Annotated in this window: 17 protein-coding genes; 9 read left to right on the top strand and 8 right to left on the bottom strand. The window is 74.3% G+C overall.

Annotation, left to right across the window (positions count from 1 at the left end):
* Position 1: 1 nt before the first annotated feature.
* Genes ACZLKG_RS10525 through ACZLKG_RS10535 form a run of 3 tightly spaced genes read right to left on the bottom strand, consistent with a single transcriptional unit; the run spans position 2 to position 1,856 of the window.
* Positions 2-745 (bottom strand): DUF3159 domain-containing protein, encoded by a 744-nt coding sequence (locus tag ACZLKG_RS10525; protein ID WP_425708842.1) that lies wholly within the window; start codon positions 743-745, stop codon positions 2-4.
* The gene (locus ACZLKG_RS10530) at positions 742-1,131 is read right to left on the bottom strand and encodes a single stranded DNA-binding domain-containing protein (protein WP_463648707.1); all 390 of its coding nucleotides are present in this window, start codon (positions 1,129-1,131) and stop codon (positions 742-744) included. The genes ACZLKG_RS10525 and ACZLKG_RS10530 overlap by 4 nt, the downstream gene beginning before the upstream one ends.
* The gene (locus ACZLKG_RS10535) at positions 1,128-1,856 is read right to left on the bottom strand and encodes a DUF3710 domain-containing protein (protein ID WP_463648708.1); all 729 of its coding nucleotides are present in this window, start codon (positions 1,854-1,856) and stop codon (positions 1,128-1,130) included. Before ACZLKG_RS10535 ends, ACZLKG_RS10530 begins: the two co-directional genes overlap by 4 nt.
* A gap of 153 nt (positions 1,857-2,009) precedes the next feature.
* Here ACZLKG_RS10535 and ACZLKG_RS10540 point away from each other — a divergent pair, with 153 nt between their 5' ends.
* Positions 2,010-2,525, top strand: a complete 516-nt coding sequence (locus tag ACZLKG_RS10540) for a DUF3093 domain-containing protein (protein WP_425708845.1) — start codon at positions 2,010-2,012, stop codon at positions 2,523-2,525.
* Here the strand turns inward: ACZLKG_RS10540 and ACZLKG_RS10545 are convergent.
* Positions 2,495-2,794, bottom strand: coding sequence for a DUF4193 domain-containing protein (locus ACZLKG_RS10545; protein ID WP_425708846.1), 300 nt, complete (start codon positions 2,792-2,794; stop codon positions 2,495-2,497). The genes ACZLKG_RS10540 and ACZLKG_RS10545 overlap by 31 nt on opposite strands.
* Positions 2,795-3,159: 365 nt before the next feature.
* Between ACZLKG_RS10545 and sepH the strand changes: the two genes are divergently transcribed.
* Positions 3,160-4,584, top strand: a complete 1,425-nt coding sequence (sepH, locus tag ACZLKG_RS10550; RefSeq protein WP_425708847.1) for a septation protein SepH — start codon at positions 3,160-3,162, stop codon at positions 4,582-4,584.
* A gap of 75 nt (positions 4,585-4,659) precedes the next feature.
* Here sepH and ACZLKG_RS10555 read toward each other — a convergent pair whose 3' ends face one another.
* From ACZLKG_RS10555 to ACZLKG_RS10570, 4 genes are all read right to left on the bottom strand, one after another.
* Positions 4,660-5,322, bottom strand: a complete 663-nt coding sequence (locus ACZLKG_RS10555) for a thymidine kinase (protein ID WP_463648709.1) — start codon at positions 5,320-5,322, stop codon at positions 4,660-4,662.
* Positions 5,322-6,485 carry an alkaline phosphatase family protein gene (locus ACZLKG_RS10560; protein WP_425708849.1) on the bottom strand — a complete coding sequence of 388 codons (1,164 nt, stop codon included), beginning with the start codon at positions 6,483-6,485 and terminating at the stop codon, positions 5,322-5,324. Before ACZLKG_RS10560 ends, ACZLKG_RS10555 begins: the two co-directional genes overlap by 1 nt.
* 11 nt (positions 6,486-6,496) lie before the next feature.
* A complete protein-coding gene (locus ACZLKG_RS10565; protein WP_425708850.1) occupies positions 6,497-7,051 on the bottom strand; it encodes a DUF5998 family protein in 555 nt (184 codons plus the stop codon).
* A 71-nt stretch (positions 7,052-7,122) separates the two neighbouring features.
* Complete coding sequence (locus ACZLKG_RS10570) at positions 7,123-9,906, bottom strand: GNAT family N-acetyltransferase (protein ID WP_463648710.1); 2,784 nt, start codon at positions 9,904-9,906, stop codon at positions 7,123-7,125.
* A gap of 113 nt (positions 9,907-10,019) precedes the next feature.
* Between ACZLKG_RS10570 and ACZLKG_RS10575 the strand changes: the two genes are divergently transcribed.
* The 7 genes from ACZLKG_RS10575 to ACZLKG_RS10605 all read left to right on the top strand — a co-directional run bounded on the left by ACZLKG_RS10575 (position 10,020) and on the right by ACZLKG_RS10605 (position 18,579).
* Positions 10,020-12,494, top strand: coding sequence for a DNA gyrase/topoisomerase IV subunit A (locus tag ACZLKG_RS10575; RefSeq protein ID WP_463648711.1), 2,475 nt, complete (start codon positions 10,020-10,022; stop codon positions 12,492-12,494).
* A gap of 171 nt (positions 12,495-12,665) precedes the next feature.
* Positions 12,666-13,439, top strand: a complete 774-nt coding sequence (locus tag ACZLKG_RS10580; protein ID WP_425708853.1) for an SDR family oxidoreductase — start codon at positions 12,666-12,668, stop codon at positions 13,437-13,439.
* Positions 13,440-13,807: 368 nt separating this feature from the next.
* Positions 13,808-15,028 carry an amino acid ABC transporter substrate-binding protein gene (locus ACZLKG_RS10585; RefSeq protein WP_425708854.1) on the top strand — a complete coding sequence of 407 codons (1,221 nt, stop codon included), beginning with the start codon at positions 13,808-13,810 and terminating at the stop codon, positions 15,026-15,028.
* A gap of 4 nt (positions 15,029-15,032) precedes the next feature.
* Entirely contained in the window at positions 15,033-15,920 is an 888-nt protein-coding gene (locus tag ACZLKG_RS10590) for a branched-chain amino acid ABC transporter permease (RefSeq protein WP_425708855.1), read from the top strand.
* Complete coding sequence (locus tag ACZLKG_RS10595; protein WP_425708856.1) at positions 15,904-17,082, top strand: branched-chain amino acid ABC transporter permease; 1,179 nt, start codon at positions 15,904-15,906, stop codon at positions 17,080-17,082. The genes ACZLKG_RS10590 and ACZLKG_RS10595 overlap by 17 nt, the downstream gene beginning before the upstream one ends.
* Complete coding sequence (locus ACZLKG_RS10600) at positions 17,079-17,849, top strand: ABC transporter ATP-binding protein (protein WP_463648713.1); 771 nt, start codon at positions 17,079-17,081, stop codon at positions 17,847-17,849. The genes ACZLKG_RS10595 and ACZLKG_RS10600 overlap by 4 nt, the downstream gene beginning before the upstream one ends.
* Positions 17,842-18,579 carry an ABC transporter ATP-binding protein gene (locus tag ACZLKG_RS10605; RefSeq protein ID WP_463648714.1) on the top strand — a complete coding sequence of 246 codons (738 nt, stop codon included), beginning with the start codon at positions 17,842-17,844 and terminating at the stop codon, positions 18,577-18,579. Before ACZLKG_RS10600 ends, ACZLKG_RS10605 begins: the two co-directional genes overlap by 8 nt.
* Positions 18,580-18,666 lie beyond the last annotated feature (87 nt).

The raw sequence follows: 18,666 nt of genomic DNA on the forward strand, positions 1-18,666 counted from the left end.
CTCAGGACTGAGCGGGCGCCGTCCCCGGCCGCTCGCGGACGAGGGCCCACGTGAACCAGGCGGCCAGCGCGAACAGCGGGATACCCATGACGAGTCGCGCCACCCCGAGCGCCGCGACCTCGCCCGCGAGGTAGAGCGGCACCTGGACCGCGAGCCGGGCGGCGAAGACACCGACCCACAGCCAGGAGGCCGCGACGTAGCGTCGACGCAGCGGGGCCGCCTCGGGATCGGTCCGCCACTGCATCCCGCGCCCCTTGAGCAGCTCGACGAGCACCCCGATCGGCGCCCAGCGCACGAGGATCGCGATCACCAGACCGAGGGCGTAGGCGGCGTTGACGTACAGGCCCCAGGCGAAGAAGTCCTCCGCCTGGCCCGAGCGCCACGCCCACACCACGCCGATGCCCACACCCAGGAGCCCGGACAGCGCCTGCGTGAGCGGGGTGCGCTGCACGAGCCGGATCGCGCACAGCACGACCGCGACGGCGAGGGAGGCCACGAGCGGGATCGTCAGCTCCCGCCAGATGACGAACGCGACGACGAAGACCGCGCCGGGCGCGACCGCCTCGATGACCCCGCGCACGCCGCCGATCGAGTCGGCCAGGGAGAAGTCCTCGGCGGCGACCTGCCCCAGGCCGGACCGGCGACCGGCGAGCGCGGCGCCGGCCGCAGCGGCCGGGTCACCAGCGGCGTCATGGTCCTTAGCGTCGCCGCGCCCCTCCTCGGCCGGCGCGTCCGGCGCGCTCATCGGTGCCTGCCGTCGGCGTCGTCGATCTCCTCGAGCTCGGCCAGGGAGGGCCGCAGCTCGTAGGCGGGATCGACGAGGGTGGGGCCGCCGTCGTCGAGCACGACGCCCTCGGCGACCAGGCGTCGGCCCGGGACCACGCCGGGCACCCGGCGCCGCCCGCGCAGCACGAGCGCGAGCTCGCCGGTGCCGTCGAACAGGTGGGCCCGCAGGTCCGGGGCCGCATCGACCGGCGGGTAGGTGACCGACCGCAGGACACCCGTGACGCGGACCCGCTCGCGGGGCCGGACGGACCCGATCGGACGGCAGCCGTCCACCCGGGAGGACTCGCGCTCGTCGCGGGCGTCGAGCTCGGCGACGCTCGGGAGGAGCCCGCGCCGTGACGTCACCGGGTCTCCGTGGTCTCGGGGCCGCGCTGCAGGTCGCGGAGCGTGAGCGTGCGGCGTTCCGGCGCACCGCCCGTGTCGACCTCCGACCCGGCCTCGGCCGTGCCGGGCGCGGTGAGCGTGACGACCTCGCGCGGGGCGCGGGCCTCCGGACCCCGGTCGACGACGACGTCCGCGAGCACGTCCCGCAGCGGCTCGGCCGCGGCGTCGTCCGTGGCCGCGAGGCCGGAGAGCATGCCGCGCAGGAACCAGCGCGGCCCGTCGACACCGATGAACCGCAGCACGTTCATCGCGCTCGTACCGTCCGAGCGCGTGACCGGGAGGTGGACGACGAGCTCGTCGCCCCAGCGTCCGGTCGTCTCCTCGACCATGCCCTTCTGCTTCTCGACCGAGGCGGCGAGCTCCGCGCGGACCTCGTCCCACAGGCCGGCCGAGCGTGGGGCGGCGAACAGCTGCATCTGCAGGGCGGAGCCCTCGAGCGCGACCGACGTGCCGATGACCGTGCGGCGCTTCTTCTCCAGCTCGAGCCGCACCTTCATCCCCGACGCCCGGGGGATGCGCAGCGCGCCGAGGTCGAGGCGACCGTCGAGGTCGGGCCGGTCGGCCACGTCGAACGGGCCGGCCGCCTCGTCGGCGCTCTCCGCGTCGTCGGTCCCGGTGGTGGCGTCGTCCGGCTCCGGCTCCGGCGTCTCGGCCGCCTTGTGCCGGCCGCGTGAAAACAGTCCCATGCGTTCCTCTCCTGCCCGCCGTCGCCGCGGCCGCGGCGCGCCCGGCGGACACCGCGTGCGAGCCTACCCGCGAGGCCCGGCCCGCTGCGGCCGGTGGTGCGTCACGGTCGTCCGGCGGTGGTCGGAGCCCGCCCGCGGTGGCAGGCTGGGGCCGTGACCACCACCTCGTCCCCGCTCTTCCGCGAGCGGCTCGTCCCCGGCCTCGTGCCGATGGTCCTGGCGGCCTTCCTGGGCCTGTCGCTCGCGCTGGCGGCGATGCCGTTCGGCGTCGTCCCGGCGGTCGTGGTCGGCGTCGTCTCGGCCGTGGCGGCGGGGGCCGGGCTCGTGCTCACGTCCCCGGTCGTCGAGGTCGTGGCGGAGGGGCCCGGTGAGCAGGGCGACGTCGGCGAGGAGGGACCGACGCTGCGGGCCGGAGGCGCCGCGATCGCTCTCGCCAGGCTCGGGGACGCCCACCCGCTCGACCGCGAGGGGATGCGGGCGATCATGGGGCCGCGCGCCGATGCGCGGTCGTTTCTCGTCCATCGTTCGTGGGTCCGTCGCGGCGTCGCGGTCGTCGTCGAGGACGATCGGGACCCGACCCCGATGTGGGTCGTCTCGACGCGGCGGCCGGACGAGCTGGCCGCCGCGCTGAGATCAGGTCAGGCCGCGCACTCGGTGCAGACGAGCTGACCGTTCTCCTCGTACGCGAGCTGGCTGCGGTGGTGGACGAGGAAGCAGCGCGAGCACGTGAACTCGTCCGCCTGGCGCGGGAGCACGCGGACGCTCAGCTCCTCGCCGGACAGGTCGGCGCCGGGGAGCTCGAAGCCCTCGGCCGCCTCGGTCTCGTCCTCGTCCACCGAGCTCGACGACTGCTCGGCGCGACGCGCCTTGAGCTCCTCGATCGAGTCCTCGCCCAGCTCCTCTTCGTTCTTGCGGGGTGCGTCGTAGTCAGTCGCCATGCTGGCGTCACGCTCCGGGTTCTACTCGTGGTTCGCGGGGTGGGATACGCCCCTGGATCGCGGTCAACGCATACCTGCGGAGATTGTTCCCGACCTTGGTCGGACGGATTGTGCACCACAAATCCTCCGGCGGCCACCCGGATCCACGGGTCGGCGCCCGGGGCGCGGCCGGCCGCGGATCCTCGCGCCCGTCTCCGCCGGTGCGCCGCCCCGCACCCGCGGCCGCACGCGGCGCACTGTGAGGCGTTCCACTGCCACCGGCGCCGGTGCCGGCCCCGGGGCCGCCGCGACCTCCCGCGCCCCCGGCTCGCTGGCACCTATCCTGTTGGCGCCCGGGCCCACGGGTTGTCGCCGAGGAGGACCCCATGGTCGATCTGACCGTCACCGGAACGTCCGAGTCCGGCGAGCACCTGCTCGTCGGCGGACCGGACGGCGCCGAGTACCGCCTGCGGATCGACGAGGACCTCCGCACCGCGCTGCGCCGCGCGTCGGCCACCAGCCGGCGCACCGCCGAGCCGAGGCACCTCTCGCCCCGGGACATCCAGACGCTCCTGCGCGCCGGCCAGGACGTCGACGAGATCGCCGAGGAGCACGGGCTGCCCCGGGAACGGGTCGCGCCGTTCGAGCCCCCGGTGACGGCCGAGCGCGCCTTCGTCACGGAGCAGGCCCGCAAGCAGCGGGTCGGGCACGACTCCGACTCCCCCACGCTCGGCGACCTCGTCGTCGACCGGCTGGCGGCCCGCGGTGTCGAGGTCGAGCACCTGGCGTGGGACGCCCGGCGGCGCGCGGGCGAGTCGTGGCAGGTCGGCGTCACCTTCGTCGCGGCCCGCAAGGAGCGGACCGCGATGTGGACGATCGACCTGCAGGCGCGGACCCTGGTCGCCGTCGACGACGAGGCCAGGTGGCTCTCGGAGACCGACGTCAGCGCGGGCCGGCGTCCCGCGCGCAGCGACGGCCCGCTCGGCGAGGTCCGCTCCCGACCGGGTGCCGAGCCGCCGTGGGCCCGCGAGGACCGACCTGCCGGCGCCGCGGAACGGGCCGTCACCGACCGCGACGGCTCCGGCGTGGACGCGTCCGCCGCGGGCGGCACCCCTCGGTCCGCGGTGGGCGGCGCGACGGAGGACCCCGTGACCTCGCCCGCCGACCTGCCGGACGACGACGCCACGGAGGCGCTGCTGGACGACCTGGCCGCCCACCGCGGGACCCGGCAGGACATCGACGACCTGCAGGACGAGCTGGACCTGGACTCGCTCGACGAGGACGACGACGCGGACGAGATCCCGGCCGCGCACCCCCCGGCCTCCCGGCCCGACCAGGCGCGCGACGCCCAGGTGCTGTCGCTCGACGCCCATCGGCGCGCGCGGCCCGGCATCGGGCCGGACCCCGACGAGGTCGCGCTCGACCCGCGCGGCACACACCCCTCGGGGCGGGGCAGGCCGGCCCCGAGCGCGGACGAGGACGCGCGCGCGACGACGACGGCCCGCACGGCGGACGCCCGTGGGGAGGGCACCCGCACCGGTGGTCCGGCCGCGGGCGAGGCGACGGACGCACCCGACACGCACGCGTCGGACCCCGACGCGGACCCGCCGACCGACCACGGGGACGGTGACCCCGAGCACGACTCACCCGCCGCGGCCTCCCCCGACGCCGACGGCTCCGCCACGGAGGAGGACGCTCCCGCCCCGGCGAGGACGGCACGATCCCCACGTTCGTCCGGGCGCAAGCAGCGGCGGTCGGTGCCGTCGTGGGACGAGATCGTGTTCGGGTCGCGCTCGGATCCCACCGACTGACGACCCACCGCGTCAGGGCGGCGACCCACCGCACCAGGGCGCGGCCGACCGTCGACGCCCCGCCGCTCCGGCGCGTCAGTCGCCCGCGAGGTCCAGCGTCGGTGGGCTCAGCTCGCCCACCCGGGCGCGCGCGGCCGTCAGCCCGCGCATGTGGTGGCTGCGGCACAGCACCTCGTACGCGACCTCCGCCGCGGGGGCTCCCGTCGGGTCGGCGGTGTCGCCGACGACGACCTGCTCGCCCTCGGTGACCATGACGCCGCCGACCGTGCGCGCGTTGTGCGTCGCCCGGGCACCGCACCAGCACAGCGCCTCGACCTGGAGGCGCTCGACCCGGTCGGCGAGCTCGACGAGCCTGGCCGCCCCGGGGAACAGCCGCGTGCGGAAGTCCGTCGTGATGCCGAACGCGAAGACGTCGACGTCCATCTCGTCGGCCACCCGGGCGAGCTGCTCGACCTGCCCGGGCGTGTAGAACTGCGCCTCGTCGCAGACGAGGTAGTCGACCCGTCCACCCGCGGTGCGGCGCCGGACGACCTCCGCCCAGAAGTCGGTCTCGTCGCTGACCTCGACGGCCGGCGCTCGCAGCCCCAGCCGGGAGGAGAGGACGCCCGTGCCGCCCCGGTCGCTACGGCTGAAGCGCAGCCCGTCCAGACCGCGCGCGGCGTGGTTGTGGTCGACCTGGAGCGCGAGCGTGGACTTCCCGGAGTCCATGGTCCCGGAGAAGAAGACGAGCCGACCCATCAGGCGTCGGCCACCAGGAGCGGTACCTGCTGCTCGTCCGGCGTCGACGAACCGTGCACGCCGATCAGGGCGGTGGACCCGATCGATGCGGAGCCCTCCTCGAGGACCACGGTGGCACCGCCGAGGAGCGCGACGACCTCGCCGACGGCCCCGCGCCGGTCCTCGGGCACGTCGACGCCCAGCGCCCCGGAGGCGAGCAGCTCCTCGCGGGTGAGAACCGCGGAGTCGGGCCCGAGCACGTCCCGCCAGCGCCGTGCGACGTCGTCGGGGTGGGCGTCGTCGGTGAGGAACAGGTGGCACGCCCGCGGCTCGCCGGCCACCTGGGCGACTCCTCGGCACAGCTCCGGGTGCGCCGCGAGGTCGATGCGCTCGGCGACGTCGACCATGCCGTGGTCGGCCGTGACGACGACGAGCGTGCCGCGGGGCAGCTCCCGGGTGAGCCGGCGCAGCTCGGCGTCGGCCGCCATGAGCTCCTCGCCCCACTCCCACGACCCCCAGCCGTGCACGTGACCGACGTGGTCGACCTCCCCCCAGTAGAGGTAGGCCAGGTTCGCGTCGCCCCGCAGTGCGCCGACCGCGACGTCGACCCGGTCGGCGAGGGACTCCCCCGTGACGCCGCGGCCGCCGCGCAGGGCCGACCGCGTGAGGCCCGAGCCGACGAACCGTGCCGGCCCGATCGTCACGGCGCCGCGCGCGTCGCCGGTGCGGGCCGCCGCCTGCTCGAACAGGGTCGGGACGCGCTGCCACCGCTCGGCGGTCATCGGCGCGTCCTGCCAGGTGACGAGGTTGACGAGCTCGCCGCTGGGCGGATGACGCAGCGTGTAGCCGAGCATGCCCGTCAGGCCCGGGAGCTCGCCGGTGCCGAAGGTCGTCAGCGCGGCGGCCGTGGTCGAGGGCAGGCACGTGTCCAGCGTGACGGCGTCGGGCAGCAGCGAGCGCAGGAACGGCGCGTGCCCCCCGCGCTCGGTCAGCTGGGCGAGGCCGAGACCGTCCACGAGGACGACGCACACCTTGGTCGCCGTCGGCAGCCCCAGGTCGGCGCGGTCGAGCGCGGAGTCCCGGCCGGCCGAGGCGGTGGCCACACCGACGGAGTCGAACGCCGCCGGCAGGACCGCCCGCAGGTGGCGGCCGAGGTCGGGTGCGCCGGGTGCCCGTGCCCGCATCCGGTCCGGCCTCAGGACTGGCCGGCGGTCGCGCCGGACAGCTCGCGGGCGAACCGCAGCGCGCGGTCGAGCGCGTCCTGCCCGTCGGCCTGCGCCGCGACCCGGATGACGACGTCCTCGGGCGAGAGCGTGCCGGTCATCCCGTGGTCCGCCTCGCAGTCCGGGTCGCCGCACGACTGCCGCTCGAGGTCGACCCGGTGGATCGCCCCCCAGCCGACCGACAGGGTGAGCTCGGACGTGCTCCCGCGGCCGGCGGGGTCGAGGACGCCGTGCGTGAGTGCGACGGTGCGGATCTCGTGCAGGGCGACGGTCTCGGACGTGGCGAGCGCGCCCGGGCCGGACTCCTCGTCCGCGACGTCGTCGACGTGGACGACGACGAACCTGCTGCGGGTCAGCGCGAGCACCGTGAGGTGGCGGCGCAGCTCGTGGTCGAAGGTCGTCTCGGGGTGCACGAGGTGCGCCGTGACGGCCTCCCCGGCGAGCGCGACGTCGAGCACGTCCGCGACGAGCTGCGGGTAGAAGCCCGCGTCGTCGAGGTCTTGGCGCAGTGAGCTGGTCCGAGGCACCGTCTCATCCTGCCACCCCGGCCGGACCCGCATGGGCGGGCGTGGCCCCCGGCGCTCCTCGCGTCGGATCCTCACCCCTCGTCGTCCGGCGTGGACGGCCGGGGCAGCGCCCGTCGGCCGGCGTCCATCCGGCTGGGCGCCCGCAGCGCCACCCGCGCACCCGCCACGGACAGGGAACGGCGCCCGACGATGACCGGGTTGAGCTCGATCTCCGCGATCGAGGGCAGGTCGTCGACGAGGGCGGCGACGCGACCGAGGACGTCGGCCAGCGCGCGGGTGTCCACCGCGTGCAGGCCTCGGTCGCCGGTGAGTCGGGCGGCCGCGCGCAGGTCGGTGATCATCGTCGCCACGTCCCTGGCGGTGACCGGCGCGACCCGGTAGGTGACGTCCCCGAGGATCTCCGAGGCGTCGCCGGCCACGCCGAGCGAGATCACCGGACCGTACACGGGGTCCTCCCCGCCGCGGACGACGACGGCGACGCCCGGGGCGGCCATCGCCTGCACCTCCAGGGCGGACTCCCGGCCCAGCACGTCGCGCGAGCGCGAACGTATCTGGCGGACTGCGGCGCGCACGTCGTCGTCGTCGAGCAGGTCCAGGCGGACGCCGCCCAGGTCCGTGCGGTGCCGCAGCACGTCGTCGGACGCCTTGACCGCCACCGGGTACCCCACCTCCCGGGCGACCGTCACCGCGTCGGCGGCGATGTCGTCGTCGGTCGTGGCCGGCCCGGACCCGACCGGGTGAGCGAGCAGAAGGTCGATGCCGTAGGTGCCCAGGAGCGCCGCGACGCGGTCGGGCGTCAGGACGACCGTCTCGCCGCTGGTCGCGGTGGGCAGCACGTCGAGGACCGCGGCGCGCGCGGCGAGCGGGTCGGTGCCGTCCGGCTCGAGCAGGGCCCCGACGTCCGCGTCGCGCCGCGCCTGGGCGGCGGCGCGCAGCGCGACGGACCGGGCGGCCACCTCGAGCGAGCCGACGGCGGGCAGCGCGTGCTCGCCGGAGCGGAGCCGCTCGTCGAGTCCGTGCAGCCCGGAGACCCAGGCGACCCAGGGGCGGTCCGCGTCGGCGGCTGCGGCCGCTGCGACGACGGCGAGCAGCTCGTCGTCGACCCCGCCGAGCACGTCCGCGACGGCGACGACGACGGCGTCGACGTCCTCGTCGAGGACGACCCCCTGCAGCCGCTCGCGGGCGGCGACCGGGCCGGCGTCGAGGACGGCGACCGGGCCGACGGGCGAGAGTCCGGCCGCCCGGGCGGTCGCCGACAGGGTGGCCGCGAGCGAGTGGGACGTGGCCGCCAGCGCGACCCGCACGCCCGCGGGTGCCGGCTGGGTGAGGGCCACGGCGGCCAGGTCCAGCGCCTCGCGCACGGAGCGGGCGGGCAGGGCGCCGGCCTGGGCCAGCACGGAGTCGATGACGGACGGCGGGAGCGCGGAGGTGGCGACCGCGTGCCCGGGCAGCGTGGCGACCGCCGTGGTCGCGGACGTGAGCACGACCAGGGCGCGCTCGGCGGACAACCGCCTGGCGACGCGCGTGAACTTCCGGGCGTTGCCGAGCGTCTGCAGGTGGACGATGCCGACCCCGACCCGGTCGTCCGCGGACCAGCCCTGCATCGTGTCGTTGCCGGAGACGTCGATGCGGTTGCCGGCGGCCACGACCGCGACCTCGGGCAGCCGGCGGTTGGCGGCGCCCTGCCGGAGCGCGAGGGCCGCCTCCCGGGTCTGGGCGAAGATCCCGAGGCCCCGGCCACCGACCTCCGGAGCGGGCCCGTCGGGGCCCAGGCCGAGGCCCGGGTCGGCGAGGGTGAGGTCGTAGGCGCCCGCGTCGCCCCTGCCCAGGACCCCGTAGGAGGCGGGACCGAGCACGCGCAGTCCGGCGAGGCGCGTCGCGCGCAGCAGGTCGAGCTGGTGCTCCCGGCCCGGACCGAGAGCGAACCCGCCCGTGAGCACCACGAGCGAGCGCACGCCGAGGGCGCGCAGCCCGGGGACGCAGGCGACGACCCGGGCCGGCTCGCCGGCGACGACGGCGAGGTCGAGGTGCTCGGGCAGGTCGACCTCTCCAGAGGAAAGGGCGTCGAGGTCGCTCACGTGCTCCGCGCCGCCCGGGTCCAGGGGGCCGACGGCCACGAGCGGGATCGTCCCCTGCGCCCCGGCCGCGGCACGCGCCCGCGCGAGGATCCTCGAGGCCATCGGCCGGCCCGCCTCGTCGAGGGCGACGACGACGGCGCCCCGCGCGGCGGTCAGGGTGTGCATGGACAGCGCCTCCGCGCGCCGCTCCCGCTCGGCGAGGACCTCCCAGGAGCGGCCCGTGCTGCGCAGCGGGATCTCGAGGCTGACCACCCCGTCGTCGTAGCGGGAGCGGACCTCGTAGCCGGCGTCGGAGAAGACCCGGATCATCTGGGTGTTCTCCGGCAGGACGTCGGCGACGAACGTGTGGACGCCACGCTCCCGCGCCGCCGCCACGACGTGCTCGAGAAGGATCGAGCCCAGTCCGCGGCCCTGCTCTGCGTCGGAGACGGCGAACGCCACCTCGGCCGTGCCGGGCTCGACGACGTCGTACCGACCCACGCCCCGGATCACCGGCCCCTCGGTGAGGACGAGCGCGACCCGCCCGACATGGTCGACGTTGGTGAACCGGTGGGCGTCCTGGGGCGAGAGCCGCGGCATGGGGGCGAAGAAGCGGAAGTACTGCGAGCGCTCGGACTGCGCGGCGTGGAAGTCGGACAGCGCGTCGGCGTCCGCCGGCGAGATCGGCCGGATGTGCATCGTGGCCCCGTCGCGCAGGACCACGTCCGCCTCCCAGCCCGCGGGCGCCCCCCGGTCGGTCCCGGCGTCCCGGTCCTCGGTGGCCTCAGGCGTTCCCATGGGTCCAACCTAGTGCGCGACGTGACGCGCCCCACGCGGCGGCAGGGCCGGGGGCGCGTCCGGCGGCGTGCCGTACGCCGCCCACCGCCCGCCGTGGTGCGACGATCGTCGGCATGCCGCGCACCGCACCGCCCGTCGTGGACGAGCACATCGTCGACATCGACGTCGCCGCCGAGATGGAGGGCTCGTTCCTCGAGTACGCCTACTCGGTGATCTACGCCCGTGCCCTCCCCGACGCCCGCGACGGGCTCAAGCCCGTCCAGCGCCGGATCCTTTACCAGATGGACCAGATGGGGCTCCGGCCCGACCGGGCGCACGTGAAGTCCTCCCGGGTGGTCGGTGACGTCATGGGCAAGCTCCACCCGCACGGCGACACGGCGATCTACGACGCCATGGTGCGGCTCGCCCAGGACTTCGCCATGCGGCTGCCCGTCGTGGACGGGCACGGCAACTTCGGCTCGCTCGACGACGGCCCCGCCGCCCCCCGGTACACGGAGGTGCGCCAGGCGCCCGCCGCCGTCGCGATGGTCGCCGACCTCGGCGAGGACGTCGTGGACCTCGTGCCGAACTACGACGGCTCGACGACGCAGCCCGAGGTGCTGCCGGCGGCGTGGCCGAACCTGCTCGTCAACGGCGCCTCGGGGATCGCCGTCGGGATGGCGACCAACATGGCGCCCCACAACCTCGTCGAGGTGGTCGCCGCGGCGCGGCACCTCGTGGCCCACCCGGACGCGAGCCTGGAGGCCCTGCAGCGGTTCGTCCCCGGCCCCGACCTGCCCGGCGGCGGACGGATCGTCGGCCTCGAGGGCGTGCGCGAGGCGCAGGCCGGTGGCCGCGGGTCGTTCCGCACCCGGGCGACCGTCCGGGTCGAGCAGGTCACACCACGCAAGAAGGGCATCGTCGTCACCGAGCTGCCCTACATGGTGGGGACCGAGCGCGTGATCGGGAAGATCAAGGACGGGGTCGACGCGCGGCGGATCGAGGGCATCACCGGCGTCGTCGACCTCACCGACCGGCACCAGGGGCTGCGGCTCGTCATCGAGCTCAAGACCGGGTTCAACCCGGACGCCGTCCTCGAGCAGCTCTACCGGTACACCCCGCTCGAGGAGTCCTTCAGCATCAACAACGTGGCCCTCGTCGAGGGTCGGCCACGGACCCTCGGGCTGAAGGAGATGCTCGAGGTCTACGTCGACCACCGGCTCACCGTCACGCGGCGTCGTTCCGAGCATCGCCTGCGCAGGGCTCGCGAGCGCTCCCACCTGCTCGAGGGCCTGCTCGCCGCGGTGCTCAACATCGACGAGGTCGTCCAGCTCATCCGGTCGGCCGAGAGCGCCGAGGCGGCCCGGACCGGACTCATGACCGTCTTCGACCTCACCGCCGAGCAGGCGACGTACATCCTCGACCTCCAGCTGCGCCGGCTCACGCGCTACTCGGTCCTGGAGATCGAGGGCGAGCACGAGGAGCTGCTGCGCCGTGCCGCCGAGCTCGAGGAGATCCTCGGCTCGGACCAGGCGCTGCGCTCGCTCGTCTCCGCGGAGCTCGCCGAGGTGGCCAAGGCCCACGGGACACCGCGGCGCACCGTGCTGCTCGAGTCCGCCGGGGGCGCGCCGAGGTCCGGCGCCGAGGCGGCCGCGGTGCCCGCCCGCGGCCGGAGGGGGGCCACCGCGGCGCCCCTGGAGGAGCCCGACGACCCGTGCTGGGTCCTGCTCGGGGGCACCGGGCGGATCGCCCGGACGCCGGGCGAGGACGCCCCGCCGCGCACGGGCGACCGGGTCGCGCACGACGCCGTCACCCACGCGGTCGCGACGACCGCACGCTCCGACGTCGGGATCGTCACCTCCGCGGGCCGGGTCGTCCGGCTCGAGGCGCTCCACGCCCCCGCCCTGCCCGGGACCACCACCGCGCCCGGGTTGTCCGGCGGGACCGCCGTCGAGGAGCTCGTCGCGCTGGAGCGGGAGGAGACGGTCGTGGGGCTCGTCGGCCTCGGCGACGACGCGCCGACCGTGGCCCTCGCGACCGCGTCCGGCGTGGTCAAACGGGTCTCCCCCGCCGACCGCCCGGCCAGCCGTGAGTCCTGGGACGTCATCGCCCTCGCGGACGGCGACTCCCTGGTCGCCGCCCGCCACGCCGGCGACGACGACCAGCTCGTGCTCGTGTCATCCGACGCCCAGCTGCTCCGGTTCGACGCCTCGCTCGTGCGGCCCACCGGACGCTCGGGCAAGGGCGTGGCGGGGATCCGTCTCGCCGCGGGCGCACGGCTCGTCCACATGGGCGTCGCCCCGACGTCGGACCTCGGCTCACGGGCCGTGGTGACGATCGCGGGGCCCGGGGGCGCGCTGCCCGGGACCACGCCCGGGAGCGCCAAGGTCACCCCGCTGGACCGCTACCCCGCCAAGGGCCGCGCCACCGGCGGCGTGCGGGCGCACCGGTTCCTGCGCGGCGAGGACGAGCTCCAGCTCGCCTGGGTCGGTCCGATGCCGGTGCGCGCCGTCGGGGCCGGCGGGCAGGCGGTCGACCTGCCCGAGGTCGACGAGCGGCGCGACGGCTCCGGTCGCGCGCTGCCGGTGCCGGTCGCGGCCATCGGCTGACGGCCGGGAGGCCCGCCGGCCGGGGAACGGGGACGGCTCGTACGCGGGCCGCCCACCCACGTCGTCCCTGCTCAGCAGGCCGTTGGTCCCGTGACTCGCGGCCCGTGCCGTGCTGTGCTGGTCCCACGCGGACCGGACAGGTGCCGCGCTCGAACAACCAGGGAGGACCAGATGTCAGTCATCGACATGTTCAGCCTCGACGGGAAGGTCGCCTACGTCACCGGCGCCGCACGGGGCATCGGGGCAGCCCTCGCGGAGGCGCTGGCCGAGGCGGGTGCAGACGTCGCGATCGTCGACATCGACGAGGACGCGGCCCGCGCGACCGCGGACCGGCTGGCGGAGGCGACGGGCCGGCGAACGGCGGCCTACCGCATCGACGTCACCGACCCCGCACAGGCACAGGTGCTTGTCGACTCCGTCGTGGCGGACCTCGGCTCGCTCGACATCGCCTTCCACAACGCGGGGATGGCGCACAACGAGCCGGTCGAGGAGCTGACGGTCGAGGACTGGCAGCGGATGATGAACCTCAACCTCAACGCCGTCTTCTACGGCACCCAGGCGGCCGGCCGGCACATGCTGGCCAACGGCGGGGGCGCGATCGTCAACACCGCGTCGATGTCCGGCCACATCGTCAACGTCCCCCAGCCGCAGGCCCACTACAACACGTCCAAGGCGGGCGTCATCCACCTGTCGAGGTCGGCGGCGACCGAGTGGGCCCAGCGGGGCGTACGGGTCAACACGATCAGCCCCGGGTACATCGGGACCGAGCTTCTGCAGGCTCCCGCGCTCAAGCCTCTCCTCGAGGAGTGGGCGAGCCTGACGCCGCAGCGCCGCGTCGGCACCCCGGAAGAGCTCAAGGGCATCGCCGTCTACCTCGCGAGCGACGCGGCGAGCTACACGACGGGTACCGACGTCGTCGTCGACGGCGGGTACACGCTCGTCTGATCCCCACCTCCGGGCCTCGGCTTCGACCCACCCGCGCGGCTCCGCCCCCCTCCGGGAGCGGGGCCGCCTCGCATCGCGCGCAGCCGTCGAACCAGCACCCCGATCCCGAGGAGAGTGCGGCCCCGACACTCTGAGATCCCTCTCGCTCGTGGAGCAGAGCCGCGCTCACTCGTCCGGCAGACTGCCGCTCACTCGCCGGGAAGAACCGCCCTCACCCACCGAGCACAACTCCCCTCACTCGCCACCGAGTGGGCAGGCGACCGTGGCGAACGACCCGCGCGACACGCCGGGGGTTGTGTCGTCACCGCTGCGCACCTACTCTGCGGAAAGCGCTTTCGCGCTTGCACGTTCCGAACAAGGAGGCTCGGATGTCGACGAAGATCTTCAGGCTCGCCGCGGTGACCGCCGGCGCAGCCCTCGTGCTCGCCGCGTGCGGCGGATCGGACGACGAGGGAGGCGGCGAGGACACCGACGACCCCATTGTCATCGGCGTCTCGCTCCCCCTGACCGGCGACTTCGCCGAGCCGGGTCTCGGCGTCCAGCGCGGCTACGAGGTGTGGGCCGAGGTCGTCAACGACAACGGCGGCCTGCTGGGGCGTCAGGTGGAGCTGCGGATCCTCGACGACGCCTCGGACGCGGCCCGCGTGGTGTCGGACTACGAGTCGCTCATCGCGCAGGACGAGGTCGACCTCGTCTTCGGCCCCTTCTCCACCCGCCTCGTGGTGCCCGCCTCGCGCGTCGCCTCCGAGTACGGGATGCTGTTCGTCGAGCCGGCCGCCGCGGCCGCCGAGGTCTTCGAACAGGGCTTCGAGAACATCTTCTACGCGGCGCCCGCCATCGCCCCCGACCACTACAACAACCTGGTCGAGTACATCGGCCAGATGCCGGAGGACGAGCGGCCGGAGACCGTCGCCGTCGCCGCGATGGACGACCCGTTCGCCCAGGGCACCGCGTACGGCCTGCGGGACGGTCTCGAGGAGCTCGGGCTCGAGATCGTCGTCGACGAGGTCTACCCGCCCAACGCCACCGACTTCTCGGGCATCGCGGCCCAGATCGCCTCGGCCGACCCCGACGTCGTCATCGGCGGCACGCAGTACCAGGACGCGGTCAACCTCATCCTGGCCCTGCAGCAGCTCAACTACCAGCCACGGCTGGCGGCCTTCTCCACCGCGCCGACGAACCCCGAGTTCGTCGAGGCGATCGGCGGCAACGTCGAGGGCATCATCGCCCCGACCGGATACACCCCCGAGGCCGAGTTCCCCACCAACGCCGAGTTCGTCGAGGCCTACACCGAGATCCACGGGCACGCGCCCGGCGAGGACGAGGCCAACGCCTACACCACCGGTCAGGTCGTCGCCGCCGCCGTCGAGGCCGTCGGCTGCGCCGAGCAGGGTGACTGCCAGCAGGACCTCATCGACTGGCTCCATGAGAACTCGGTCGACACGATCGTCGGCACCCTGTCCTGGGACGAGGCCGGCCGCCCCGACGGTGCCCACCTGATCCAGCAGTACGTCGACGGTGAGATCGCCATCGTCCTGCCCGACGAGACCGCCACGACCGAGCTCGTCTACCCCAAGCCGGAGTGGTGAGCGGATGGTCTCCGGAACGCTGCTGTTCCAGTCCCTGATCCTGGGGATCCTCCTCGGCGGCCTCTACGCCCTGCTCGCCGCCGGGCTCACGCTGTACTTCGGCATCATGCGCGTGGTCATGCTCGCGCACGCCGCGTTCATCGTGCTCTCCGCCTACATCGCCTGGCGCTGGCACATCGTCACCGGCTGGGACCCGCTGCTCTCGCTGGTCGTGACGATCCCGCTGTTCTTCCTCCTCGGGTTCGTCATCCAGCGGTTCCTGCTCAGCCGGCTCCGTCCGGCGACGATGACGATGATGTCGGTGCTGCTCACCTTCGCGATCGCCCTGGCGATCGAGGGCGGGCTCGGCATGGCCTACACCGGCACGCAGCGCCGCATCAACCTCTCCTACGGGTCGGAGAGCCTCGAGCTCCTCGGCGCCCGGATCCCGGTCGTCCAGATCATCTCGTTCGGGCTGGCCGTCGTCGCCCTGCTCGTCCTGTGGTTCATCCTGCAGAGGACCCGCACGGGTCGGGCGCTGCGGGCCACGATCCAGCACCCCCAGGCGGCCAAGCTCGTCGGCATCGACACCGACCGGGTCGCCGGCCTGGGCTTCGGGCTCGGACTGGCCACCGCGGCCGTTGGCGGTGCCGCGCTCTCGCTCCAGGCGACCATCTTTCCGTCGCTGCACTGGCACTGGGTGGGACCGCTCATGGCGATCATCGTCGTCGGCGGGCTCGGGTCGATCCCCGGGGCGGCCGTCGCCGCCCTCGTCCTCGGCGTCATGCGGCTCATGCTCGAGATCCCCGTCGGCTCCACGTGGGCCCAGACGATCTTCTACCTCGCGCTCTTCCTCACCCTGATGTTCCGTCCGCAGGGACTGTTCGGAGGCCGTCTTGCCCAGCGATTCTGAGACCATCACGGCGCCCGCCACCGTGCGTCGCGCCACGCGCCCGAACGAGCGCTCCTCCGGGGTCCGGCGGGCGCGCAGCCTCGGTGCGATCGCCGTCGTCGTCGCCCTGCTCGCGCTCTGGCCGCTCCTGGCGCCCAACGCCTACATGCTCTCCGCCGGCGTCATCGTGCTCAACTACGCGGTGCTCGCCACCGGCTGGAACATCATGGGCGGGTTCACCGGGTACATCTCGCTCGGGCACATCGCGTTCTTCGGCCTCGGCGCCTACGGGACCGCGCTGCTCGTGCGCGACACCGGGATGGACAGCTTCGTCGCCATGGGCGTGGCCGCCGTCATCGTCCTGCTCGTCTCGATCCCGGTCGGCTACGCCGCGCTGCGGGTGCGCGGGGCGTCCTTCGTCATCGTGACGATCGCGCTCGTCCTCGTGCTGCAGCTCGTGTTCCAGTCCTGGCGCTCCTTCACCGGCGGCTCCGAGGGCCTGCCCGTGCCCCGGCCGTTCGAGGGCATGCTGCGGCCCGAGATGCACCAGACGTTCTACTTCCTCTTCCTCGGTCTGCTCGCGCTCGCTCTGGTGGTCTGGGCGCTGATCGACCTCTCGCAGTTCGGCTCCGGGCTCAAGGCGGTCCGCGAGGACGAGGACAAGGCCGAGTCGCTCGGCGTCCCCACCGCGGGACTCAAGCTCGTGGCGTTCACGATCTCCGCGTTCGTCGTCGGGCTCGCCGGCGGCCTGTACGGACTGTGGTTCGGCGACCTCGACCCGATCTTCCAGTTCGACGTCGTGCTCAGCTCCCAGGTGGTGCTCATGGCGCTCCTGGGCGGGACCCGGTTCCTCTTCGGCCCGCTGATCGGCGCGATCGTCGTCGGCTCCGCGCTGGAGTACCTCGTGCTCGAGTTCGGGCAGAGCCAGTTCCACCTCGTCGCCACCGGCCTCCTGCTCGCGATCGTCGTCCTCTTCGTGCCCGACGGCGTGCTCACCGAGCTGCAGAGCCTGTGGCGCCGGGTCCGCCACACCGGCGAGACGTCGATCCGCGAGATGACCGCCGAGGAGCTGCGCGACGCGCAGACCCCGACCACGGGCACGACGACGGGTGCGTCACCCGCACCCGAGGCGGGGCCCGACGACGCGACGGACGACAGCGCCGACGAAGGGAGCGGGCGATGACCGCGACGAGGACCGAGGAACGCACGACCGCCGGCGCGGCGGTCCTGCGCACCGAGAACCTGTCGAAGTCCTTCGGCGGCGTGCACGCCGTGGCCGAGGCGTCGGTGACGTTCCTCGACGGGAAGATCAACGGGCTCATCGGCCCCAACGGATCAGGAAAGACCACGTTCTTCAACTGCGTGACCGGCATGATCCGACCCGACTCGGGCCGCGTGACCATGCGCGAGCAGGACATCACCGGCTGGGCGCCGCACAGGATCGCCCGCGCCGGCCTCGGGCGCAGCTTCCAGCTGTGCCGGGTCTTCCCGCGCATGACCGTGCTGGAGAACATGCTCGTCGCCGTCCAGCCCCGCTCGCTCGGCCAGTACCTGAGCGGCAGCACGTCGCCCGCCACGGTCGAGCGGGCGCGCGCCATGCTCGCCCGGGTCGGGATCGACCACCTCGAGCGCTCCGAGGCCAGGGACATCTCCTACGGCCAGCAGAAGCTCCTCGAGCTGGGGTCGACCCTCATGTCCGACCCGCCGTTCGTCATGCTCGACGAGCCGGCAGGAGGGGTGAACCCCTCGCTGATCGAGCGCATCGCCGTGCTCGTGCGCGAGCTGAACGACGAGGGCACGACCTTCCTCGTCGTCGAGCACAACATGGACCTCATCATGCGGCTGTGCGACCACATCGTCGTGTTCGACCGGGGTGCCCCGATCGCCGAGGGACCACCGTCCGTCGTCCAGTCCGACCCGCGAGTGCTGGAGGCCTACCTTGGTGTCTGAGTCCGACGTCATCCTCGACCTCGACCGCATCGAGGCCGGCTACGGCAGGGCCGCGCTCGTGCTGCGCGGGCTGTCGATCACCGTCCGCCGCGGCACCGTGGTGTGCCTCGTGGGACCCAACGGCGCGGGCAAGTCGACCGTGCTCAAGGTGGCCAGCGGTCTGCTGCGCCCTCGGTCCGGGACGATCACGCTCAACGGCGAGGACGTCACGGGCAAGGGACCGCAGCCGCTGCTGCGCCGCGGGCTCAGCCATGTCCTCCAGGGCCACTCCGTCTTCAAGGAGATGACGGTGGAGGAGAACGTCATGCTCGGCGGCTACTCGGTCAAGGACCAGTCCTCGCTCGCCGACCGGGTGGAGTTCGTCCGCGGAGTGTTCCCGATCGTGGCCGAGAAGTGGGGGGCGGCGGCCGGGCTCCTCTCGGGCGGCCAGCAGAAGCAGGTCGAGTTCGCCCGGGCGCTCATGGTCCGGCCCGACGTCGTGCTCCTCGACGAGCCGTCCATGGGCCTGGACCCCAAGCGCACGACCGTCGTCTTCGAGGAGGTCGCGCGCATGCGTGACGCGGGGGTCGCCGTGCTCCTCGTGGAGCAGAACGCGCGGCGGGCGCTCGAGATGGCCGACATCGGGTGCGTCCTCGACCTGGGACGGATCTTCACCACGGGACCCGCGCCCGAGCTGCTGGCCGACCCGAAGCTCAGCGAGCTCTACCTCGGGGGCCGGCCGGCCGCCTGATCCCGACGCGGGGCGGTCGTGAGCCGCGGGGACGCGGGCGGCCGCCCCGGGAGCCGTCGTGAGCCCCGCGGGCGCGGTCGGGCCGAG

The sequence above is a fragment of the Georgenia sp. Z2081 genome, from assembly GCF_055326445.1.

Bases quoted from the DNA above. Each gene is read 5' to 3' on its own strand.
- ACZLKG_RS10525 (WP_425708842.1), bottom strand. From the start codon at position 745: ATGAGCGCGCCGGACGCGCCGGCCGAGGAGGGGCGCGGCGACGCTAAG.
- ACZLKG_RS10535 (WP_463648708.1), bottom strand. From the start codon at position 1,856: ATGGGACTGTTTTCACGCGGCCGGCACAAGGCGGCCGAGACGCCGGAG.
- ACZLKG_RS10545 (WP_425708846.1), bottom strand. From the start codon at position 2,794: ATGGCGACTGACTACGACGCACCCCGCAAGAACGAAGAGGAGCTGGGC.
- sepH (WP_425708847.1), top strand. From the start codon at position 3,160: ATGGTCGATCTGACCGTCACCGGAACGTCCGAGTCCGGCGAGCACCTG.
- ACZLKG_RS10555 (WP_463648709.1), bottom strand. From the start codon at position 5,322: ATGGGTCGGCTCGTCTTCTTCTCCGGGACCATGGACTCCGGGAAGTCC.
- ACZLKG_RS10560 (WP_425708849.1), bottom strand. From the start codon at position 6,485: ATGCGGGCACGGGCACCCGGCGCACCCGACCTCGGCCGCCACCTGCGG.
- ACZLKG_RS10570 (WP_463648710.1), bottom strand. From the start codon at position 9,906: ATGGGAACGCCTGAGGCCACCGAGGACCGGGACGCCGGGACCGACCGG.
- ACZLKG_RS10575 (WP_463648711.1), top strand. From the start codon at position 10,020: ATGCCGCGCACCGCACCGCCCGTCGTGGACGAGCACATCGTCGACATC.
- ACZLKG_RS10580 (WP_425708853.1), top strand. From the start codon at position 12,666: ATGTCAGTCATCGACATGTTCAGCCTCGACGGGAAGGTCGCCTACGTC.
- ACZLKG_RS10585 (WP_425708854.1), top strand. From the start codon at position 13,808: ATGTCGACGAAGATCTTCAGGCTCGCCGCGGTGACCGCCGGCGCAGCC.
- ACZLKG_RS10590 (WP_425708855.1), top strand. From the start codon at position 15,033: ATGGTCTCCGGAACGCTGCTGTTCCAGTCCCTGATCCTGGGGATCCTC.
- ACZLKG_RS10600 (WP_463648713.1), top strand. From the start codon at position 17,079: ATGACCGCGACGAGGACCGAGGAACGCACGACCGCCGGCGCGGCGGTC.